General features: G+C 68.7%; 18 protein-coding genes. 8 read left to right on the top strand and 10 right to left on the bottom strand.

Annotated elements, in window-relative coordinates; all coding sequences use genetic code 11:
- Positions 1–6: 6 nt before the first annotated feature.
- Positions 7–777, bottom strand: coding sequence for a CPBP family intramembrane glutamic endopeptidase (locus E0H73_RS12635; protein ID WP_131354174.1), 771 nt, complete (start codon positions 775–777; stop codon positions 7–9).
- Positions 778–862: 85 nt separating this feature from the next.
- On the bottom strand, positions 863–1,684 hold the full coding sequence (locus tag E0H73_RS12640) for an SDR family NAD(P)-dependent oxidoreductase (RefSeq protein ID WP_131354176.1): 822 nt from the start codon (positions 1,682–1,684) through the stop codon (positions 863–865).
- 172 nt (positions 1,685–1,856) lie between these two features.
- Between E0H73_RS12640 and E0H73_RS12645 the strand changes: the two genes are divergently transcribed.
- From E0H73_RS12645 to E0H73_RS12655, 3 genes are all read left to right on the top strand, one after another.
- Positions 1,857–2,789: an NAD-dependent epimerase/dehydratase family protein gene (locus E0H73_RS12645; RefSeq protein ID WP_131354178.1), complete on the top strand. Its 933-nt coding sequence runs from the start codon at positions 1,857–1,859 to the stop codon at positions 2,787–2,789.
- Entirely contained in the window at positions 2,786–3,712 is a 927-nt protein-coding gene (locus E0H73_RS12650; RefSeq protein WP_131354180.1) for an RNA polymerase sigma-70 factor, read from the top strand. Before E0H73_RS12645 ends, E0H73_RS12650 begins: the two co-directional genes overlap by 4 nt.
- Positions 3,713–3,890: 178 nt before the next feature.
- Positions 3,891–4,250: a hypothetical protein gene (locus tag E0H73_RS12655; RefSeq protein WP_131354182.1), complete on the top strand. Its 360-nt coding sequence runs from the start codon at positions 3,891–3,893 to the stop codon at positions 4,248–4,250.
- 34 nt (positions 4,251–4,284) lie between these two features.
- Here the strand turns inward: E0H73_RS12655 and E0H73_RS47940 are convergent, their stop codons facing one another.
- The 7 genes from E0H73_RS47940 to E0H73_RS12690 are packed head-to-tail and all read right to left on the bottom strand — an operon-like array spanning position 4,285 to position 12,372.
- Positions 4,285–5,646 (bottom strand): M15 family metallopeptidase, encoded by a 1,362-nt coding sequence (locus tag E0H73_RS47940; protein ID WP_131354184.1) that lies wholly within the window; start codon positions 5,644–5,646, stop codon positions 4,285–4,287.
- A gap of 2 nt (positions 5,647–5,648) precedes the next feature.
- Complete coding sequence (locus E0H73_RS12665) at positions 5,649–6,509, bottom strand: trypsin-like serine peptidase (RefSeq protein ID WP_131354186.1); 861 nt, start codon at positions 6,507–6,509, stop codon at positions 5,649–5,651.
- A 5-nt stretch (positions 6,510–6,514) separates the two neighbouring features.
- The gene (locus E0H73_RS12670) at positions 6,515–7,825 is read right to left on the bottom strand and encodes a hypothetical protein (RefSeq protein WP_131354188.1); all 1,311 of its coding nucleotides are present in this window, start codon (positions 7,823–7,825) and stop codon (positions 6,515–6,517) included.
- Positions 7,826–7,844: 19 nt separating this feature from the next.
- Positions 7,845–8,642: a hypothetical protein gene (locus tag E0H73_RS46555; RefSeq protein ID WP_131354190.1), complete on the bottom strand. Its 798-nt coding sequence runs from the start codon at positions 8,640–8,642 to the stop codon at positions 7,845–7,847.
- 26 nt (positions 8,643–8,668) lie between these two features.
- Positions 8,669–9,925 carry a hypothetical protein gene (locus tag E0H73_RS12680; protein WP_131354192.1) on the bottom strand — a complete coding sequence of 419 codons (1,257 nt, stop codon included), beginning with the start codon at positions 9,923–9,925 and terminating at the stop codon, positions 8,669–8,671.
- Entirely contained in the window at positions 9,918–12,068 is a 2,151-nt protein-coding gene (locus E0H73_RS12685) for a hypothetical protein (protein ID WP_165555622.1), read from the bottom strand. The genes E0H73_RS12680 and E0H73_RS12685 overlap by 8 nt, the downstream gene beginning before the upstream one ends.
- Before the next feature lie 37 nt (positions 12,069–12,105).
- A complete protein-coding gene (locus tag E0H73_RS12690) occupies positions 12,106–12,372 on the bottom strand; it encodes a hypothetical protein (RefSeq protein WP_131354196.1) in 267 nt (88 codons plus the stop codon).
- A 164-nt stretch (positions 12,373–12,536) separates the two neighbouring features.
- On the opposite strand from E0H73_RS12690, the gene E0H73_RS12695 reads away from it, so the two are divergent.
- From E0H73_RS12695 to E0H73_RS12715, 5 genes are all read left to right on the top strand, one after another.
- On the top strand, positions 12,537–13,265 hold the full coding sequence (locus tag E0H73_RS12695) for an AfsR/SARP family transcriptional regulator (protein WP_131354198.1): 729 nt from the start codon (positions 12,537–12,539) through the stop codon (positions 13,263–13,265).
- 95 nt (positions 13,266–13,360) lie between these two features.
- Positions 13,361–13,720: a cupin domain-containing protein gene (locus E0H73_RS12700; protein WP_131354200.1), complete on the top strand. Its 360-nt coding sequence runs from the start codon at positions 13,361–13,363 to the stop codon at positions 13,718–13,720.
- Between the two features lie 178 nt (positions 13,721–13,898).
- Positions 13,899–14,978 (top strand): patatin-like phospholipase family protein, encoded by a 1,080-nt coding sequence (locus E0H73_RS12705; protein WP_272949127.1) that lies wholly within the window; start codon positions 13,899–13,901, stop codon positions 14,976–14,978.
- A gap of 101 nt (positions 14,979–15,079) precedes the next feature.
- Positions 15,080–15,868 (top strand): SDR family NAD(P)-dependent oxidoreductase, encoded by a 789-nt coding sequence (locus E0H73_RS12710; protein ID WP_131354204.1) that lies wholly within the window; start codon positions 15,080–15,082, stop codon positions 15,866–15,868.
- Positions 15,869–15,922: 54 nt separating this feature from the next.
- Positions 15,923–17,305 (top strand): wax ester/triacylglycerol synthase domain-containing protein, encoded by a 1,383-nt coding sequence (locus E0H73_RS12715; protein ID WP_131354206.1) that lies wholly within the window; start codon positions 15,923–15,925, stop codon positions 17,303–17,305.
- On the opposite strand, the gene E0H73_RS12720 is transcribed toward E0H73_RS12715, so the two are convergent.
- Positions 17,261–18,451 (bottom strand): PucR family transcriptional regulator, encoded by a 1,191-nt coding sequence (locus tag E0H73_RS12720; protein WP_131354208.1) that lies wholly within the window; start codon positions 18,449–18,451, stop codon positions 17,261–17,263. The genes E0H73_RS12715 and E0H73_RS12720 overlap by 45 nt on opposite strands.
- Positions 18,452–18,515 lie beyond the last annotated feature (64 nt).

Here is an 18,515-nt window from a genome sequence, read left to right on the forward strand (position 1 = left end):
CCTCGGCTAGCTGATCACCATGGGCAGCAACACCACCAGGAAGAACACCGACTCTACCGAGTGGATGGCGATTCCCATCAGTGCGCTGCGATATCTCTTGGTCGGTCCCGCGGTGAGGAACCCGGTTGCGATGGCGTTCGGGATGACCCACGGCTCGTGCAGGTGGTAGAAGCCGAACAGCACGCTGTTGACGATCCAGTCCGCCCGCCCGAACGCCTTGCCCATTCTCGGCAGGAGGAGCCCGCGGAACAGCAACTCCTCGCCGATGACCGTGTTCAGGAACAGTTCGAACGCGACCAGTGCGTACAGCCACCACGCGTGATGGAACGTCGCCTGCCCGGCATCGGACTCGAGGAAGTGACCGAAGTTCCGCCCGACAGGCCCGCTCGGCCCGAACGGCAGCATGTCCAACGCTGCGAGGGCCAGGGTGAAGACCACGACCCACCACCACAGCCGGCCGCCGCGCCTCGATGCTGTCTGTGGTGGGCGTAGCCACAGGCGGTCACGGACGTTGGTCCACGACGGGTCACGTCGTTCGCGCATCACCAGGATCACGACGAGAACTGCTTGCCACAGCAGTCCGACCGTCAGTGCCGACAGCAGCGTGATGAAGAACCGCCTGGAGGACGCGCCGTCGCCCGCGATCGACGGTGCCACCACCCAGGCCAGGGCGGCCATCGGTACCGCGGCCGCGGCCCAGACGGCCAGCACCATGCCGCGTGAGTACTGCGGGATCGCGGGCACCCGGGTCTGTGTCGTGCTTGTCGTTGTCTGCATGGCCCCTCCTTGCGTCTGATGCAAGGACGGTAGGCGTGCAGCGGTACGGCGTACGTCCTCCCAACGGGGTCAGTTGGCACACCCCTCAGGGGGTACGACCATGGGCTTCCAGGGCGAGGTCTTGCCAGGCGGACCAGGTCTTGAGGCGGTCGGCGTAGAGCTGTTGGGCGATCGGGTGGCCCTGGTTGCCGAAGAAGACGCGTAGGGGCGGGTTGTCGGCGTCGGCGAGTTTGAGGATTGCCTGGCCGGCGGCTGCGGGGTCGCCGAGGTCGAGGGTCTTCGCGTACGCCGCGAAGGTGTCGCGCAGATCGTCGTACCGCGGATCGGGCTGGGCGTGGTCGGCGCCGGCGTTGCCTTCGGTGGCGTAGCCGCCGGGCTCGACCAGGGTCACCTTGATGCCGAAGCCGGCGACTTCCTGGGCGAGGGATTCGCTCAGGCCTTCGAGCGCCCACTTGGAGGCGCAGTACGCCGCGCCGAGCGGGAAGCCGGAGACGCCGGCGACCGAGGAGATCTGGATGAGGTGTCCGCCGCCTTGCTCGCGCAGGTGGGGGATCGCGGCCTGGACGACCCACACCGCGCCGAAGAAGTTGGTCTCGAACTGGTCGCGCAGCTGTTGCTCGGTCAGTTCCTCGACGGCACCGGACAAGCCGTAGCCCGCATTGTTGACAATCACGTCGAGCCGGCCGAAGTGCTGCCGTGTCTGCTCCACGCTCTCGACGGCCGCGGCCTTGCTGGTCACGTCCAGCTCGAGTGGGAGTACTGCGTCGCCGTACTTGACGACCAGGTCATGGAGCGCTTCGACCTTCCGCGCGGTCGCGGCCACCTTGTCGCCACGGGACAGCGCGGCTTCGACGAAGCTGCGGCCCAGGCCGCGCGACGAACCGGTGACGAACCAAACCTTGCTCATGGTGAGTTCCGTTCCTTCGGGGTTCTGAACGACCACCAGATGCCGACGGCATCGATCCCTGTGACAGCTCGGGGGACGTGACGAGCGCCACGCCACGCGGCATGTCACAGGCGGCCGGACTGTCTCGTCTCGGGCTCGTAGGAACAGTCTTGAAAGCGGAAAGGTGATGATCATGCGGGTGTTCGTGGCAGGTGGAACCGGAGTGCTCGGGCGGCGGCTGGTGCCGCAGTTGCTGGCGCGGGGACACCAGGTGACGGCTACCACCACGAGCTCCAGCAAGTTGGACCTGCTGGAGAAGCTCGGCGCCGAGGCCGTCGTGATGGATGGGCTGGACGCCGCGTCGGTCGGAGAGGCGGTGGCCAAAGCTCGGCCCGAGGCGATCGTGCATCAGATGACCGCCATCTCCGTGGCCCACGCGGGCAAGCCGGACATGAAGCACATGGATCGGTGGTTCGCCGGTACGAACCGGCTGCGGACCGAGGGGACGGATCACCTGCTCGCGGCCGCCGAGGCGACTGGCGTGACCAACTTCGTGGCGCAGGGGTACGGCGCCTGGAACGGCATCCGTACCGGCGGCTGGGTCAAGACCGAGCAGGACCCGGTGGACCCGATGACGGGCACGCCGGCCGAGCCCGGAATGGCGGCGATCGGTCACGTCGAGGAGGTCGTGGTCAAGGCGGGCGGCGCGGTACTGCGGTATGGCTGGTTCTACGGGCCTGGTGCTATGGAGGATCTGGTCGAGCCCGTGCGCAAGCGGCAGTTCCCGGTCGTCGGGGGAGGCGACGGGTATTGCTCGTGGGTGCATCTCGACGACGCGGCGAGCGCTACAGTCCTGGCTGTGGAGCAGCAGGCCAAAGGTGTGTTCGACATCGTCGACGACGAACCGGCGCCGGCCAACGTGTGGCTGCCCTACCTGGCCGAGTCCGCGGGAGCGAAGCGGCCGATGCGGTTCCCCAGCTGGCTCGCCCGCCCGCTGGCCGGGGACGTGGCGGTCATGATGATGACCGAGGGCCGGGGGTTCTCCAACGCCAAGGCCAAGCGGGAGCTCGGTTGGGAACTGCGCTACCCGTCCTGGCGGCAGGGCTTCAAGGCAGAGCTGGCATGACGCGTGCCGAGGAGTTCGAAGAGCTGCGACCGTTGCTGTTCTCGATCGCCTACCGGCTCCTCGGCAGCGTGAGCGAGGCAGAGGACGCGGTCCAGGAGACCTGGCTGCGGTGGGAATCCTCGCCGACAACGCCCGCCTCGACCAAGGCGTTCCTGTCCGCGATCGTGACTCGCATCTCGATCGACGTACTGCGGTCGGCCCGCGTCCGGCGGGAGACGTACGTCGGGCCGTGGTTCCCCGAGCCCTTGCTGGCGGACCCGTACCAGGATCCGGAGCGTGCGGCGGAGTTGGCCGACTCGCTGTCGATGGCGGCTTTGCTCTTGCTGGAACGGCTGAGTCCGCTCGAGCGTGCGGTCTTCGTACTGCGGGATGTGTTCGGGTTCGGCTTCCCGGAAATCGCGTCGGCGGTGGAGCGGTCGGAGGCGGCGTGCCGTCAGCTCGCGGTGCGGGCGCGGCGTCATATGGATGCGGGCCGGCCGCGGTTCGAGGCGGACCGCGCCGAGCGCGACGTACTCGCCTCGCGATTCTTCGACGCGTTCAGCGAAGGGGATGTCGACAGTCTGCAGGAGTTGCTCGCAGCCGACGTACGCATGGTCAGCGACAGCGGCGGCAAGGCCCCGCAGTGGGGCACCGGCATCAACGGCGCCGGCAAGGTGGCCCGCCTCCTCGTCTCCCTGGTCGCGCCGTTCACCCAGATCGGCGGCACGGTCGAACCTCACGCCCTGAACGGCCAACCCGGCGCCATCCTGCGCGACCGCGACGGCAAGGTCATCAACACCTGGACCCTGGACATCCAAGCCGGCCGGATCCAGACCATCCGCACCGTCATCAACCCCGACAAGCTCACCCACGTAGGACCGGTAGCCGACTCCTGGTCAGTACTCCGGCAAGCCACGCAGACGCGTCGCCCGCCCACCTCTTAGCCGACACGTCACCCGATCGATGGAAGCCGATCCCTCTGGCGGGTGATCTCGCGCGGCCGTGGTGAGGCAATGCTGCAAGGCATGATCGGACGTTTTCGCCGATGGCCGGAGTGGGGCGGCACGGCCGCGCGGGCATGGGCCGTGGTGTACGGCGCCATGGCCTGCTACTGGATCGCCGGTGGACGCCAAGGCCTTCCGATCGCGAACGTCGAGGGCGACCCGGCGTACGGCGTACCTGCTCCTGGTCCTCCTGTTGCCCTGGGCAACCGTGAAGTCCATCTGGATGCTCGGCGGATCCGCGCTCGGCGTGACTGCAACCGAGTGGACCGCCACGACATCGACGAGCGACCAGTCCTGGCTGAGCCGCGAACTGGCCCGAGCCGGCATCACACCCCCCGACGCCGATCCCGCGCCCTTCACACCCAACGGCCTAGGCGCCATGATCCTGTTCGGCGGCACCGCCTTCACCGCCCTGGGAGCCGCCCTGGCCACCGCCGCCCACTCCTACCACCAACGAACCCGCCCCACCTGCACCTGACGAACCCAACCAGTTTCCCGCGGCGTCACCTTCGTCAGTCCGGCTCGAGGTTGTCGGGGAGTTCTGGTTCGGGGAGTTCGGGGTCTTCGGGGTCGAGGTTGTCGGACCATTGGTCTTGGGGTGGTACCTCGTCGGGTTGCCAGGACTCTGATTCCTTGGTGCCGGTGGGGGTTGGGCGGTAGACCCAGTGCCAGGCCTCGGTGGGGTAGGGGTGGAAGTCGAAGCGGGCGGCGTTGTTGACCAGCCATTCGTGGAACCAGGCAGCGGTGTTGATCTTCTTGAGGGGGCGGCCTTTCTGGGCGATGCCTAGGTCGAAGGCCAGGCCGTCCTGGTGGTTGCTGTAGCCGGGTGCGGCGATGTACTTCTTCATCAGCTTGGCGAGCAGGAGTACGGCGGCCGGGCTGTGTTCGCCGCCGGCCGTGGCCTGCCGGGCCTTCGCGGATTCGCGGTAGTAGTAGGGAAAGCCTCGCTTGCCGCCCTGGCCCTTGCCCTGCCAGATGGCGTACTGCTCGGCGGCCGAGCGGTAGGCGCTGGTGATGCCGACGACGAGGTCGGTGCGGCCCTCCTTCTCCAGGTCGGCGCGGGCCGCCGCGAGCATGCTGATCGCAGCATCGGCGGCTGCTGCGAGCGCCCGATGCCCGCCCTCGACCCGCTTCACGGCGGACTCGGGCAGCGTGTCGACGAACGGTCCCTGCGACAGCGCGACCTGCTTGTCGTAGACGGCTCGCATGAAGGCCAGGAGTTCGGGCGTCGCTTCGTCGGTTCCGTACCAGCGCAAGCCGGCCGAGGAGATCGAGATGCGTCCCGGGGTGTCTGGCGTGGTCGATGGAGTCGTACGGCGCTGCAGGATGGGCCGCACGATGGTGTTCCTGATCTGGAGCCAATCGCGCTGCAAGTCCCGCTCATGCGGGAGGATCTTGCGTCCCAGCACCTCCGGATGCCGGAAGTAGAAGATCACGTTGGTGAGGTCGTTCTCGCTGCGATGACCGGCGGTCCCCAGCAGTGCGACGGCCGCGGCGTACGAACCCTTGCCCAGGGCATCGATCGCGTCGATCGGCAGCCGGAAGAACCTGGCCACCGGATTCTCGGCCTCGCCGAGAGCAGGCTCCTCGTACTCCGGATCGTCAAGCTCGTACTCCGCAGCCTCCGGATCGTCAAGCTCGTACGCCGCAGCCTCCGGATCCTCGTACTCCCGCCCCTCGTCGTACTCGAGGGCTTCCGGTTCGTCGCCGGCTTCCGACTCGAGATGGGCCTGCAACAACTCGAAGAGCTCCAGCTCACGGTCCGGTACCTCGGCCTCGGCATAGCCGCCGAATTCCTCGCCAGCCACGCTGCCCACCCGGAACGGCGAGCCAGCCGCGGGCGTCGGGTCCTCGAAAGCGAACGTCTGGCTCATCCTCATCGCCCCAACCAGCTACGGACCAGGGCCATCAGATCCTTGTCGAGGAAGACCCCACGGTTGGCGGTGACAGTGACCACGCCGGTGGTGGCGTCGGTGACCCGCTGGGCGTCGACGTGTACGCCGACCAGTGACCGCCGCCCGCTCGTGAAGCGGATCCACACCGGTGACCCGCTCTGGCCCGGAGACGTGTCCGCTGTGTAGAGGATGATCCCGGGCCGGGCAGCACTGAAGCTGGCGCTGCCGTAGTGCGACCACATCGTGTTGGCCTGTTGCTCGCGGGTCCACCCTCGCGCCGGATCACACGGATCGCCGTCGCACTTGTCGCCGGGGAACCCGCACACCGTCACCGGCCGGCCGCTGAGGAAGCCACTGTCCAGGGGTGAGAGGTCGGTGAGAGCGCCGTTGTCCGAGCTTCCCCAGTGACCGAGCTGAGCGCCGGAGAGCGCGCGGGACCGGATCGCGGAGGCGTCGCGTTCCAGAGAGACGAGCGCTACGTCGAACCTGCTACCGGGCCGCGGTTGCCGGAGGTAGCGGCTGCTCACCGTGAAGCCGGAGGCCTTGAACCGGCCGAAGGGTAGGTCGGCGCCGTTGCGGGCCGGTGCGACGTACACGGTGTCCGGCCTTTCACCGCGGGCGTTGTAGATGTTGTGCGCCGCGGTCAGCACGTGGCGTGGCCCGACCAGGAGACCCGACCCACGGAACAGCGTGCTCCCGCGGGTGACGTCGAGCGAGCACACCCAGCGGAATGGGACCTGGAGCGTGTCCCGGATCCGGACCCGCTCGTCCGGAGGGATCACCTCGTACTCCGGCGGACCGGCCGCTGGGGTGAACCATTCGGTGACGAACGGCGAGCGCATGGTTGCTACCCCTGACCGTTCTGCGCCGCGAGGGCCGGCGCGGGGGCACCACCGGATGGCACGACGCCCGAGGACGGCGCGGGTGGGACGCCGGGGGAGGCGGGACTCGGGAGCCGCAGTGGCTGCGGCCGGGTCCCGGACGGACGGTCCTTCACCCGATCACCGGTGGCCGACTGCCACAGGTCGATGATGCGGTTCACGTCCTGCAGCAACGCCGCGTTGGTGCCGAGGTTGAGGTACAGCAACTCGGCCTGGGCGCCGGTGGAGAAGACGTTGAGCTCGATCGCGCGCAACAGACCGGACATCAGGTCGGCCAGGTCGAAGAGTTCGCGCGACCTGGCCGCGGGCGTCATCCCGACCTTCGCGGCGATCTTCTCCAGTCGCTCGGCGGGTCCCGGCCCGCGGGCGTCGAGGTCGATGACGATCGGGGTGTCGGAGTCCAGCGTGGTGTGGAAGTAGCTGAGGTACGACACGTAGGCGAACTCCTCGCGCGCCAGCATCCCGCCACGTCGCCGCATCGCCATCATGTCCCGCAATGCGGTGCACAGGAACGCAACGTACTCCCGGTCGGTGGCGTTGGGACCGACGCCGTTGTTGGCGTTCTCGATGCCGAGCCAGACCTGACGCAGCAGCTCGGTCCACTTCTCCCGGAAGCTGCTGTTGACGCCGCCTCCGACGTCCTGCTTCCACACCTCCGGCGTCATGCCCGGCCGGGTCCAGCGGGACGGGATCGGGTGCGGCGGCTCGAGACCGAACATCCGCCAGTACGCGTTGCGCCGGTTCACCCGCTGGTCGGGACGCATCTCGCTGACGATGCCCTGGATCGAGTACAGCGGCGGTTCGCGGAAGAAGAGTTCTTCTGTGGTCCGCAGCCATCGGGTCGAGGCGAGCGTGGCCGGATTGAGCGTCTCGCCGACGGCGAAACGACGTACGACCTCGGCCATGATCTCGAGCATCCCCGTGCATTCCAGGAGGTAGGCGTAGATCAGGTGGTCGGCGATCAGACCGGGTGCGGACGCTGACGGCGGAGCCGGGAACGGGAACGGCACCCCGGAGAACGTGTCGATCGAGCCGGTGGTGATGCCCGACGGAACCGGGAACGGCGCGCCGGTCGGTGAGGGGAGCGGCAGGTCGATCGCGGCGATGATGCCCGGGTCGCCCAGGGCAGGTGTCGAGGGTGACGGCGGGTCGATGCCGATGTCCGGCACGGTCGAGCCCGCCGCCCAGGCCTCGTCGAGCCACCGGCTCAGCTGGAGTGGATGGATGTCGAACAGTTGCTCGGGTGCGGGCAGGAGACGGGCCAGATTGCGGAACATGATCGTCCTCTCGAATTCCTCAGATCGGGCCCAGGCGTGGACCCAGGCGGACGGGGTAGCCGTCGTCGCGGCGCAGTTCCAGGCGGACGATGGGCTGGTCGTTGGTCACCTGACCCAGGTTCACGTCGACGGAGTTGCCGCCATAACCACCGCCGCTTCCACCGCCGCTTCCACCGCCGCTTCCACCGCCGCTTCCACCGCCGCTTCCACCGCCGCTTCCACCGCCGCTTCCACCGCCGCTTCCACCGCCACTGCCGCCACCAATGCCGCCGCCGCTGCCACCACTACCGCCGCTTCCACCGCCGCTTCCACCGCCGCTTCCACCGCCACTGCCGCCACCAATGCCGCCGCCGCTGCCACCACTACCGCCGCTTCCACCGCCGCTTCCACCGCCGCTTCCACCGCCACTGCCGCCACCAATGCCGCCGCCGCTGCCACCACTACCGCCTCGCCGTCCGCTCCGCCGGTCGACGACGGCCGGGAGGTTCACCACCTCGGGGGCCGCCACGGCCGACGTGAAGACGGCCAGCTTGTCGGCGATTGCCGGCGGGTCGAAGATCGTGATGACGGAGTTCGGGCTGTTGGCCCGGCTGGACCGGCTGGCCGTGAACACGAAGGTGTTCGCGGGATCGGGCGGCCGGCGGTCGCGGCCCATCAGTTCCCGGATCGCCTGGTAATCGAGGTGGCTGGAGGCGACGTCGAGCGGCACCTCGGTGGCGAGGGCTCGCGACTTCGGATCCTTGAGGGCCTGCTCGATCGCCCGGAGCGCGGCGAGCAGGTCGTCGAACGGGGGCGTTGTCCCGCCGGTTGTGGCCACGATGATTTCCCTTCCGCACTAAGCGATCAGACGGCCCTCGGCAGCGGCAGTGGGGCCAGACGGGCGAGCCAGTCGTGCAGGCGCGCCGTACGGGCCGTTGCCGCGGCCGGGTCGAGAGGCTGGTCGGAGGTGAGCAGAGCGAGGATCCGCAACGACTCGTTCCGGGCCAGGAATGTCGAGGTGAGGAGCGAGTCGGCCGACGTACGGCGCAGCTCCTGCAGTGCTGAGGGCGACACGCGATTCGGGTCGGCGATGGCACTGAGCGGCCGGCCGCCGAAGGACTTGTAGCTTCGCCGGGTGCAGGCGTCGGCGATCGAGGCGAGGAGCGGGATGCTGGCAGCGGCGATCTGGGCGTCGGGGTCGTTCAAGGTGCGCGGATCGTGCCGGGCCTGCCAGGCTTCGGCCAGGTCGCTCCATGGTCCCGACGGACCGAACCAGCTCCGGCACAGCTGCACGTTGAACATCACCCGGATCCAGGACGGCGGGTGCGGGTCGCCCGGCCTGACGCGGTGCACCGCGGCCGTCGTACCGTCCACCACGTTGGCCAGCGCCGGTACGGGCGACCAACCGGCCAGGGCGAAGGCGCCGACATCGGCGGCGATCTCACTGGCCCAGGTGCTCCACATGCTTGCCAGTACGACGGATTGCGGCGCGACGACCGACCGCAGGACGTCGCGCAGCTCGGCGTTCCAGCCGCACAGGTGCGCGACCTGATGGGTGGTCTCGTGCACGAGGGCGGTCGGGTGCGCGAGGTTGTGCCGGGTGATCTTGATCGCCGCGACCGGAGACAGGCCGCCACGGTCCCAGAGCCGGATACCGGCTCGGAGGACGGCTGCGCCGAGGCCCTTGTCGGGATACGTCAGCGCCGGTGGCGTCTCGATACCGAGCGGCCGCAGGATTGCCTCCATCGCGTCGACCGCGATCGTGTCCAACCCCCGCAGTACCGCTCCCAGGCGTGGAGTGGTGCGTTGCTGTACGGCGTCGCCGTACCACTCGACCGTGGCCTCCACCGCGAGGTAGCGCTGGCGCAGCTGCAAGAGTGCCGTCCGGGCTTGCTCCGGCCGCTCGCTGCTGTCGACGTGCACGGCCAAGGCAGCGCCTTCGGCTTCGAGAGTCCGGATGGAGGAGAGCAGCCGCTCGCGCAGCCGGAACCGCAGGTAGTCCTCGAGCTCGGCCCACGCCTGCGGAGCTGCGACGGCGTCGAGGTCGGCGAGCTGGGCGATCGCGCCGCGCCAGTGAGCCAGCTCCGACTGCAGCTGCCGGCGTGATGCCGTCTCAGTCATTGTGGGCACCTGGCCTGATGGTCAGGGTGGGAGGGCCGGGCTCGCCCGAGGTCAGCGCCGCGGCATCGGCGAACGAGAACGCGAACGTCAGAGTGAGCCCTGCCGCCGGATCTTTCGCTGCCGTGCTCAGCGCCTCCTGGGAAGCCGGCAGCTCCTTCGCCAAGTGTGTCTTGATCTGCTCCAGCACGGCGGTCGCAAGTTGCCGGCCACGAGCTGCGGCGGCTGCCGGCGCGGTACGGCGCAGCAGTACGGCCAGCCGCTTGGCGACCTGCTCCTGCACCCTCGGGCCGAGCAGGCGCCCGATCAGAGCGACGACCTCGGCCTGGTTGTTGCGAGCGAGCATCGTCGCGACCTGCGCGGCGAGCCGTTCGCCGAGTCGCACGTGGACGCGGAGCTCGGGCTGAGCCTGCTGGGCCCGGAGCCGCAGGTACACGCGATGACGGCGGCGGACGACCTTCCGGCCCGGCACGACCAGCCGGAAGTAGCGTCGCGTCACCGGTCCACCGAAGACAGCGCGCGTACCGAGCGCGGGTCGGCCGAGCAGCAGCGCGGCGTTTCGCGGACTCAGTTCCTCGAACTCGGCGGTGCCGGCGTCGTCGCCTGCGCCGGCCGCGAGGTAGCCGACCTGGGTGCCGACCATGGATTCGAAGAGTTCGACCTCAGCCGACACCGGCCAGGCGGACACGCCGGCGTCGAGGAGACGGTCCTCGAGAGTCTCCGGACCAGGCAGTTCGACACTGCTCGCCTGCGGCCGGGTGATTTGTACGTCGTACCGGCGTGCGGATCGACGGTAGCGGCGGTGCTTCGTCCGGCGGGGCATCGAGATCCACGGCCCCGTGCCGGCATCGGTCTCGTAGCCGGGCAGGTCGTCCCGCAGCAGTTCCTGAGGGAGGTGATGAACAGCGGCAGACGCCAGCGCTTCCTGGATTTCCGCCTCGAACCTGAGCGGTTCCTCCAGTGCCTCCGGCGGCAGACTGAGGACCTGCGTGACGGTCTCCTCGAGCGTGCTCACGAGAGCTTCCGTGCCGAGCTGTTCGGGTGATTCCGCCTCGAGCGAGAGCAGCCGCAGGCCCGCGTCCGCAATCCGTGGCGCCAGCGCCTTCGCCGCCTCCGGGCCGATGTAGCCCTGGATGAGACCGGCGAGCTGACGCGCCAGGAAGTTCTTGATCCGGTCACGACCGACGATGCGTACGCCGGTCCGGATCAACGGCATCGCGGCCATGACCGCCGGAATGAACTGCTCGAGCTGAGCCGTCGGCGGCTGTCCGGGCTCGGCGCGGGCGAGCTGGTACGCCAGCGTCTCGCGTGCGTCGTCGAGCGCGGTGATCTCCGCGGGACCTGGCAGCTCCTGGTCGTACTCGAAGAGCATCTCGGTTTGATCAGCGTCGCCGGGTGCGAACAGCAACTCGGCGTACTGGCGGTCGAATTCCTCGCTCAGGTCCGGCTCGGCCTCTGCTTCGGCTCCTGCTTCCGCGATGCCGAGTTTGCTGGCGAGCAGACTGGCCGGAGCCCGGAGTACGACGGGAAGCCGGTTGATCGCCTTGCCCAGCACTCGCTTCAGCAGTGGCTGCACGAGCTTGCGCAGTACGGCGAAGACCGGGCCCATCGGGATGAGTTTGGTCAATCCCTTGACCGCGCCTTTGGCGACCGACTTGGCGACGTTGAACGCCTTCTTGATCAGGCCACCGAAGAGTTGCTCGCTGAGTGAGTCCGGGTCGCGGGAGTACTCGCCGAGCACCGCGTCGATCTCGTCATCGGTGATCGAGTCGACCCGCCGATGCTCGTAGCGCGCTTCGAGTTCGCCGAGGCCGCGGTCGAGGGTGTCGGCCAGCGTCTGTACGAATGTTCCGGCCTCGGCCTCCGCCACGGCTTCGCTCTGCTGGTCGTCGGGCCAGCGCGCGGCGGTCGTGAGGTACCGGCCGGCCACCTCGTCGACGAGCGACTCGACCGCCTCGCGGAATCCTTCGTCGTCGAGTTCGCCGACGAGCGCCTCGAGGTCGCCGCGTCCGGCGTCGTACTCGCCGGCGGCCGCGACGCCGCCGGAGAACGGCGACACCAAGGCGGTACCGGCGGTCTCCATCGCGGCCGGTTCCTGCCAGCTCAGTCCACCGCCGGTGAAGGGTCCGGCCGCTGTGTCGGTCATGGACATTGGGGACTCCGATCACTCGTCCTCTGCGACCCTAGGGAGCGGGTGTCTGCCCGCCCGTCTCCTGTCCGTCGTCGTGCTGTGTACGTCGTCGTCGTACCGGATCGGGCACCACGTCGGGCCGGCTCGAAGTGACGGTCTCCAGCCAGGTATGGAAGCGTTCACACGCCGCTTCGACGGAACCTTCGACGGCGACCGGACGCGGTGGCTGATGGCGATCCTCGGCGGTGAAACGGATCTTGAGTCCGTCGCGGTCACGCCAGACGCGGACGATCATCGTGTGCCAGAGCTGCTCGGTCATCGCGGACCAACAGTGCATGGTCGCCGTACGCCGGAATGTCGTCGCGGCGTCTGCGCAGAGGTCGTTCGGCCGTCAATCGCCGGAAGTCGTCGGCGACAGAACATTGACGGTCCGGAGACGGGCGACTGATATGGACAGAAGGTCGGAAACTCCGGGGGGTCGGTATGACGACGTCAATTGTGTATGCGCCGACGGGCGCCGCACCACCCAGCATCAGACTGCTGGGCGCATTCGCAGTACGGGTGAACAATCGTTCGGTCGCCCTGCCCAGCAATGGTCAGCGGGTCCTGGGCTTCCTTGCGGTCACCGGTCTCGAGCAGCGCCGGGACACGGTCGCGACGCACCTGTGGCCGGCGGCCGCACCGGAGCGTGCCATGTCCAACCTGCGGACCGCGTTGTGGCGGGTACGGCGGGTCCATCCGGGCATCGTCCGCGCGTGCCGGGACTCGGTGCGCCTCGACGATGCCGTCGAGGTCGACTACGACCAGATGTCGACGCAGGCGCGTCAACTCATCGCCGACGACGTACGCCACGACGTCGTCACTGCACTCGAACCGGATCGTCTCGAGGCCGACCTGCTGCCGGGATGGGACGAGGAGTGGTTGCTGATCGAGCGCGAGCGGTACCGCCAGTTGCGGATCCATGCCCTGGAGACGTTGAGCGCCCTGCTCACGGCCCGCGGCCTGTTCGCCCGCGCGATCGATGTGGCGTGTGCGGCCATCCGGGTCGAACCGCTCCACGAGACGGCGCACGCGGCCTTGATCAGCGCCCACATGGCCGAAGGTAACCGCACCGAGGCGATCAGGCATTTCCACACCTACACCCGACAGCTGGCCGCCGAAACCGGCCTCTCACCCTCCACCCACCTCGCCGGCCTCATCCCCCGGGACTGACCCGTAAGCACGCCATAAGCGGCGAGATCTGTTCACGGCGGACCGTCTGGGCCATCGTCGAAAATGATTCTTTCCCGATCGAGGGGGGCCGGAACATGGCCGTTCACAGCAAGTCGTTCGACGAACCCGATGAGCAAAGGACGCCGGACAAGACCGTCGTCAACGTGGTGAAGTTTCCCGGCGCCAGCGTCGCGAAGATCACCTTCCAGCCGGGCTGGCGCTGGTCGGAGTGCATTCGTCCGGTCGTCGGCGGCGAGTCGTGCCAGGTCCGGCACGTCGGCACCCTTGTCTCGGGCGAGATCGAGGTCGTGCACGACGACGGCAGCAAGGCGCGGCTCGCGGCCGGCAGCGCGTACCTGATCGAACCTGGGCACGACGCCTGGGTTGTCGGTGACGAGCCCGCGATCGGCCTGGAGTTCGAGTCCCACGCGGCCGAGACGTACGCCAAGTCCTGACCCTGTTCGATCCCTGTGGTGACTTCTTGCAATTGGTTGTGGGCGGGAGGACGCTCGACGCAAGGGGAGATCTTCAGGGGGAATCATGGGTCCTGCGTCGGCACCCGACGAGGTGCACGTTTCTGGTGAGCCGGTCCGGCGGATTCCGGGGGATGGCGCCGGGAAACCTCAGCCGGGAATGGCCTTGTGCCTTTCGGGCGGTGGTTATCGGGCGATGGTGTTCCATGTCGGTGTTCTGTGGCGTCTCAACGAAGCCGGGATGCTGGCTGAGTTGGATCGTGTCTCGAGTGTGTCCGGCGGTTCGATCACGGCCGGCGTACTCGGGATGAATTGGAACGAACTGCAGTTCGATCAGGCCGGCGTGGCCAAGCAGTTCGTGTATCAGGTCGTTGATCCGATCCGTGAGATGGCGAGCACGCATGTGGATCTTCCGGCCGTGCTCACCGGGATCGGGCTTCCGTTCACCTCGGTGGCCGACCGGGTCGTCCGTGCGTTTCGTAAGCAGTTGTTCGGCCCGAAGACGCTGCAGGATCTTCCGGACAAACCGACGTTCGTGATCAACGCGACGAACGTGGAGTCCGGCGTACTGATGCGCTTCGGCAAGCAGTATCTGGCCGACTACCGCGTCGGTCGCATCAACAATCCGGAGTTGCCGCTGGCTGTCGCAGTGGCGGCCTCGTCGGCGTTCCCGCCGATCCTGTCGCCCTGCACGGTCGACCTCGATCGGGAGGAGTGGGTGACGCAGCCGGGCAACGACCTGACGTCGCCGGAGTTCCGCAACGAGATCCGGCTGACCGACGGCGGTGTGTACGACAACCTCGGGCTGGAGACCGCCTGGAAGCGGTACGAGACGGTCCTGGTCAGCGACGCGGGCGGGCACCTCGGTGCGGTCGCAGATCCGCCGGTGGACTGGGCCCAGCACACGATCCGCGTTCTCAAGGTCATCGACAACCAGGTCCGGTCGCTGCGCAAACGGCAGGTCATCGATGCCTTCCGCAACAAACGCCCCGGCATGTACGTCGGCATCCGCAGCCACGTGGACGACTTCCCACTCGCCGACCCACTGCCGTCGGATCCCGCTGTAGCAGCGAAGCTCGCCGGGATCTCGACCCGCCTGAACACGATGGACGACACCGTCCAGGAACAGCTGATCAACTGGGGCTACATCATCTGCGACACCGGCCTCCGCGCCCACCTCGGCAAGCCCCCCGGCGACGGCACGCTGCCCTATCCCGACAACCCACTCACCAAGCTCTGACAACCCACCGCCGGGAACTCACTCGCTCTCCAGCCGTCGTTGCCTGTCACAACCTAGCGTGATGGGCGGCTCGTGCTGGAATGGGTGGGGAGGAGGTGCGGATGCGACTCGATGGGCGGATTGCGCTGGTGACCGGTGCGTCCGCGGGCATTGGTACGGCGGTTGCGGAGCAGTTGGCCGCGGCCGGTGCCCGGGTGATCGCGCATGGCCGGGACGAGCAGCGGACCGAGGCAGTCGCCGAGCGGACCGGGGGAGCGGCGCTCCTCGGTGATCTCGCCGTTCCCGGCGCGGCCGCGAAGCTCGCCGACGCCGCGCTCGACGTTCACGGCCAGGTCGACATCATCGTGGCGAACGCCGGCCTGGGCTGGTCGGGCCCGTTCGCCGAGATGACCGCCACCGAGATCGACCGCCTGGTAGCGCTCGATCTCCTCGCGCCTCTTCAGCTCGTACGCCGCCTCCTACCACCGATGCTCGATCGCGGAGCCGGCCACGTCGCGCTCGTGGGCTCGATCGCCGGGCGCACCGGTGTCGCCGGTGAGGCGGTATACGCCGCGACCAAGGCCGCCCTCGACGTGTTCGCCGAGAGCCTGCGCCCGGAGCTCCGAGGCACCGGCGTTGCCGTGAGCCTCACGATTCCAGGCGTCGTGGACACCGGCTTCTTCGCCGCCCGCGGCAGACCCTACGACCGCGGCCGCCCACGCCCAGTCCCTGCCGAGGACGTCGCAAAGGCAATCGTCGACGCCATCGCCCGTGACCGCGCCGAGGCGTGGGTGCCCGGCTGGCTCCGCGTCGCTCCCGTCGTACGGGCACTGACCCCAGGCCTCTACCGACGCCTGGCGGCCCGGTTCGGCGAGCAGGTGATCTCCCGCTCCGGTGAAGCGCGTCAGTGAGCAAGGAGGCTGGCACTGTCCTGCTCGGACTCCGGGTGGGATTACCGTGTCGTCGTGGTGGCGACGGCGAATCACTATCTGCTCGGTGCCGTGGCGGTGGCGATCCCGGTCGCCGTCGGCATCCGCATCGCCACGTGGCTGAACGACACGCCGGGCACCGTCGTACCGTCCAGCGACGCGTTCTTCCTCCACATCGAGGGCACCGGGGCCGCGCAGCACGTCGGCGGCCTGGTGATGCTGGAGGCAACTGACGACCGGCCGTCGATCGACGACGTACGGGCCCTGGTCCGCGACAGCTTCGCCCGCCTGCCACGGATGCACCAGCGCCTCGCACCGACGTCACGGTGGCGACGCCCACGCTGGATCGAGGCCGAGTACGTCGATCTGGACTGGCACGTCACCGAGCTCCAGTCGGTGGACGGGAAGACCGGGCTGATGCGGATCCTCGGGGAGCTCGCCGAGAGCCCGATGCCCCGGGATCGGCCGATGTGGCAGGTGGCGATCGTTCGCGATGTCGGGCCGGGCGGGGCCGACGCACTGGTCGTGCTCGTCCACCACTCGATCGCCGACGGCATCGGGACGGTGCTGCAGGCCCTCAGTTTGTTCGAGCCCCGAGCCACGCTCCCCGTGCCATCTGGACGGGCCCCGAGCCGGGTCCGGCGCGCCGCCGCAGTGGCCGTCGGACTAGCTCAACTGGCCACCGACGGAACCGCCGCGTCCCTGCCAGAGAGTTCCCCACAACGCGGGTTCGGCGTCGCGAACGTCGAGCTCGAGGTGGTACGTCGTACCGCTGCCGCTCACGGAGTGCGCGTGACCGACGTCGTGATCGCTCTGCTCGCCGACGCGGTGTACGCCGTGGCACCCGAACTCGCGCGATCGGTGGACGGCCGGATGCGGTTCTCCGTGACGACGATGGTGCGCACACCCGACAGCGCGGCGGAGGGCAACGCGACGGCCGCGGTGATCGTCGACGTACCGGTCGATGGCCGGCCCTTCGGCGATCTGCTCGTCGAGGTGGCCACACGGACCCGGCGACTCCGCAGGCCCACTCGGGCGATGGCGTCACGCTTCGTCATGGCCACTGGGTTGCGGCTGGTTCCTGAGCCGTTCGCACGATGGTTCGCACAGACCGTGTACGGGCCGCGCTTCCTGCACGCGGTCGTGTCCAACATGCCGGGGCCGACGATCGCGCTGACGTTCGCAGGGGTCGGCACGGGACCGACGTACCCGATCCTGCCGTTGGTGCCGGAGACTCCGCTCGCCGTTGGCGCGCTGAGCTGGGACGGAGTGCTGGGCATCGGGCTGGCGACCGATCCGCAACTGCTCGACTCCGCGGCCGTCGCCCGGCACCTCTGCGCCACCTTGGCGCGGCTGCAGGAGGGCAGTCCGGTCTCAGGGAGCCGGCCACTCAAGGGCGAGGAAGAGCCGAGCGCGTGACTCCGGGTCGTCCAAGCGGTCGCCGAACAGTGCCCGGAGTCGGGCCATGCGATACCGCACGGTCTGTGGGTGGATCCGCAGCTCCTCGGCGATCGCGTGGCGGTCCCCGAACTGACGCAGCCAACTGGCCAGCGTCTCGGTGAGCCGCGCTCTGGCGGCCTCGGTCTCACCCTGCAGCGGAGCCAGCATCTCCTCGCGCAGCGCCGCGACCAGCGACTCGTCACGCCAGACAATCAGCGCATCGAGGTGCTCGTCGGCGAACACCGGGTCGTCGGTCAGCACTCCCGTCTTACGCAGCCGAGCCGCGATCCGGGCGATCTCGAGACTGCGGGGCAACTCCGCCAGTGGCACCGGATTGCCGACCACGGCGCCCAGACCCGTGAGCTCCCGGCTCAGCTGAAGCCGTCGGCCCGGACCGGACGGTTCGGGGATGATCGCGCCGAAGACCACGCCGTTGCGCCGGATCGGGAGCGCGCCGGGCTCGAGCCGGCTGACCATCGTGCGGGCCAGCTCGTGGTCGCCGTCGATGTAGATCACCACCGCAGCCGTCTCCGGGATCCGCCACGCCGCCTGCAAGGCCGCAGTCCGGATCGCCTCGGCGCTGGCCCGATCGGACAGCAACAAGTTCGCGAGCTCCTCCCGGCGGCGCTCGCGGGCGAGCGCGTCGTCGAGCTGCTCCTGCACATAGCCGTTGGCCGCCGAGAACGAGAGTTGGTTGACGAAGACAAATACCGAGTCGGCCAGCGCGGCCAGGTTGTCCGGTGCGAAATCCAGCCGCAGGGCGGTCGCCGCGACGTGCCGCCAGGCGATGCGGGCACCGAGCTGGAAGGCGGTGAGCAGCCGGGTGAGGTCGTTGCCGACCTGCTGTTGCCGGCGACCGATCTCCTCGAAGACCAGGCGGACTGTTTCATCGGCTCGATCGAGGCTGGCCCGCTCCGGGCTGGACAGGTCGGCGATCGACATATCGAGCAGCCGATGCACGAACAAGGCGGCCGGTTCAACGACCGCGTCCCGCTCGGCATCCAGGAACGCGGCGTAGTCCGGCCAGTGCTCCGCGAGCCGGTCACGAACCTCGGAGAGCAGGCCAGGTAGCCCCTCGAGCAAGGCCTCCTCGAGGCGGGCACGATCGAATGTGGCGACGGTCATGTGAAGACTCCCACGCGTTCCTTGCCGAACGCCGGCGAGACAGGTGTCCTACGGATACGTCATC

Source organism: Kribbella pittospori (assembly GCF_004331465.1).
Classification (GTDB): Bacteria; Actinomycetota; Actinomycetes; order Propionibacteriales; family Kribbellaceae; genus Kribbella; species Kribbella pittospori.

Coding starts and splice junctions, on each gene's coding strand:
- E0H73_RS12635 (WP_131354174.1), bottom strand. CDS start 777: ATGCAGACAACGACAAGCACGACACAGACCCGGGTGCCCGCGATCCCG.
- E0H73_RS47940 (WP_131354184.1), bottom strand. CDS start 5,646: ATGAGCCAGACGTTCGCTTTCGAGGACCCGACGCCCGCGGCTGGCTCG.
- E0H73_RS12670 (WP_131354188.1), bottom strand. CDS start 7,825: ATGTTCCGCAATCTGGCCCGTCTCCTGCCCGCACCCGAGCAACTGTTC.
- E0H73_RS12700 (WP_131354200.1), top strand. CDS start 13,361: ATGGCCGTTCACAGCAAGTCGTTCGACGAACCCGATGAGCAAAGGACG.
- E0H73_RS12690 (WP_131354196.1), bottom strand. CDS start 12,372: ATGACCGAGCAGCTCTGGCACACGATGATCGTCCGCGTCTGGCGTGAC.
- E0H73_RS12705 (WP_272949127.1), top strand. CDS start 13,899: ATGGCCTTGTGCCTTTCGGGCGGTGGTTATCGGGCGATGGTGTTCCAT.
- E0H73_RS12640 (WP_131354176.1), bottom strand. CDS start 1,684: ATGAGCAAGGTTTGGTTCGTCACCGGTTCGTCGCGCGGCCTGGGCCGC.
- E0H73_RS12720 (WP_131354208.1), bottom strand. CDS start 18,451: ATGACCGTCGCCACATTCGATCGTGCCCGCCTCGAGGAGGCCTTGCTC.
- E0H73_RS12680 (WP_131354192.1), bottom strand. CDS start 9,925: ATGACTGAGACGGCATCACGCCGGCAGCTGCAGTCGGAGCTGGCTCAC.
- E0H73_RS12695 (WP_131354198.1), top strand. CDS start 12,537: ATGACGACGTCAATTGTGTATGCGCCGACGGGCGCCGCACCACCCAGC.
- E0H73_RS12650 (WP_131354180.1), top strand. CDS start 2,786: ATGACGCGTGCCGAGGAGTTCGAAGAGCTGCGACCGTTGCTGTTCTCG.
- E0H73_RS12665 (WP_131354186.1), bottom strand. CDS start 6,509: ATGCGCTCGCCGTTCGTCACCGAATGGTTCACCCCAGCGGCCGGTCCG.
- E0H73_RS12645 (WP_131354178.1), top strand. CDS start 1,857: ATGCGGGTGTTCGTGGCAGGTGGAACCGGAGTGCTCGGGCGGCGGCTG.
- E0H73_RS12685 (WP_165555622.1), bottom strand. CDS start 12,068: ATGACCGACACAGCGGCCGGACCCTTCACCGGCGGTGGACTGAGCTGG.
- E0H73_RS12710 (WP_131354204.1), top strand. CDS start 15,080: ATGCGACTCGATGGGCGGATTGCGCTGGTGACCGGTGCGTCCGCGGGC.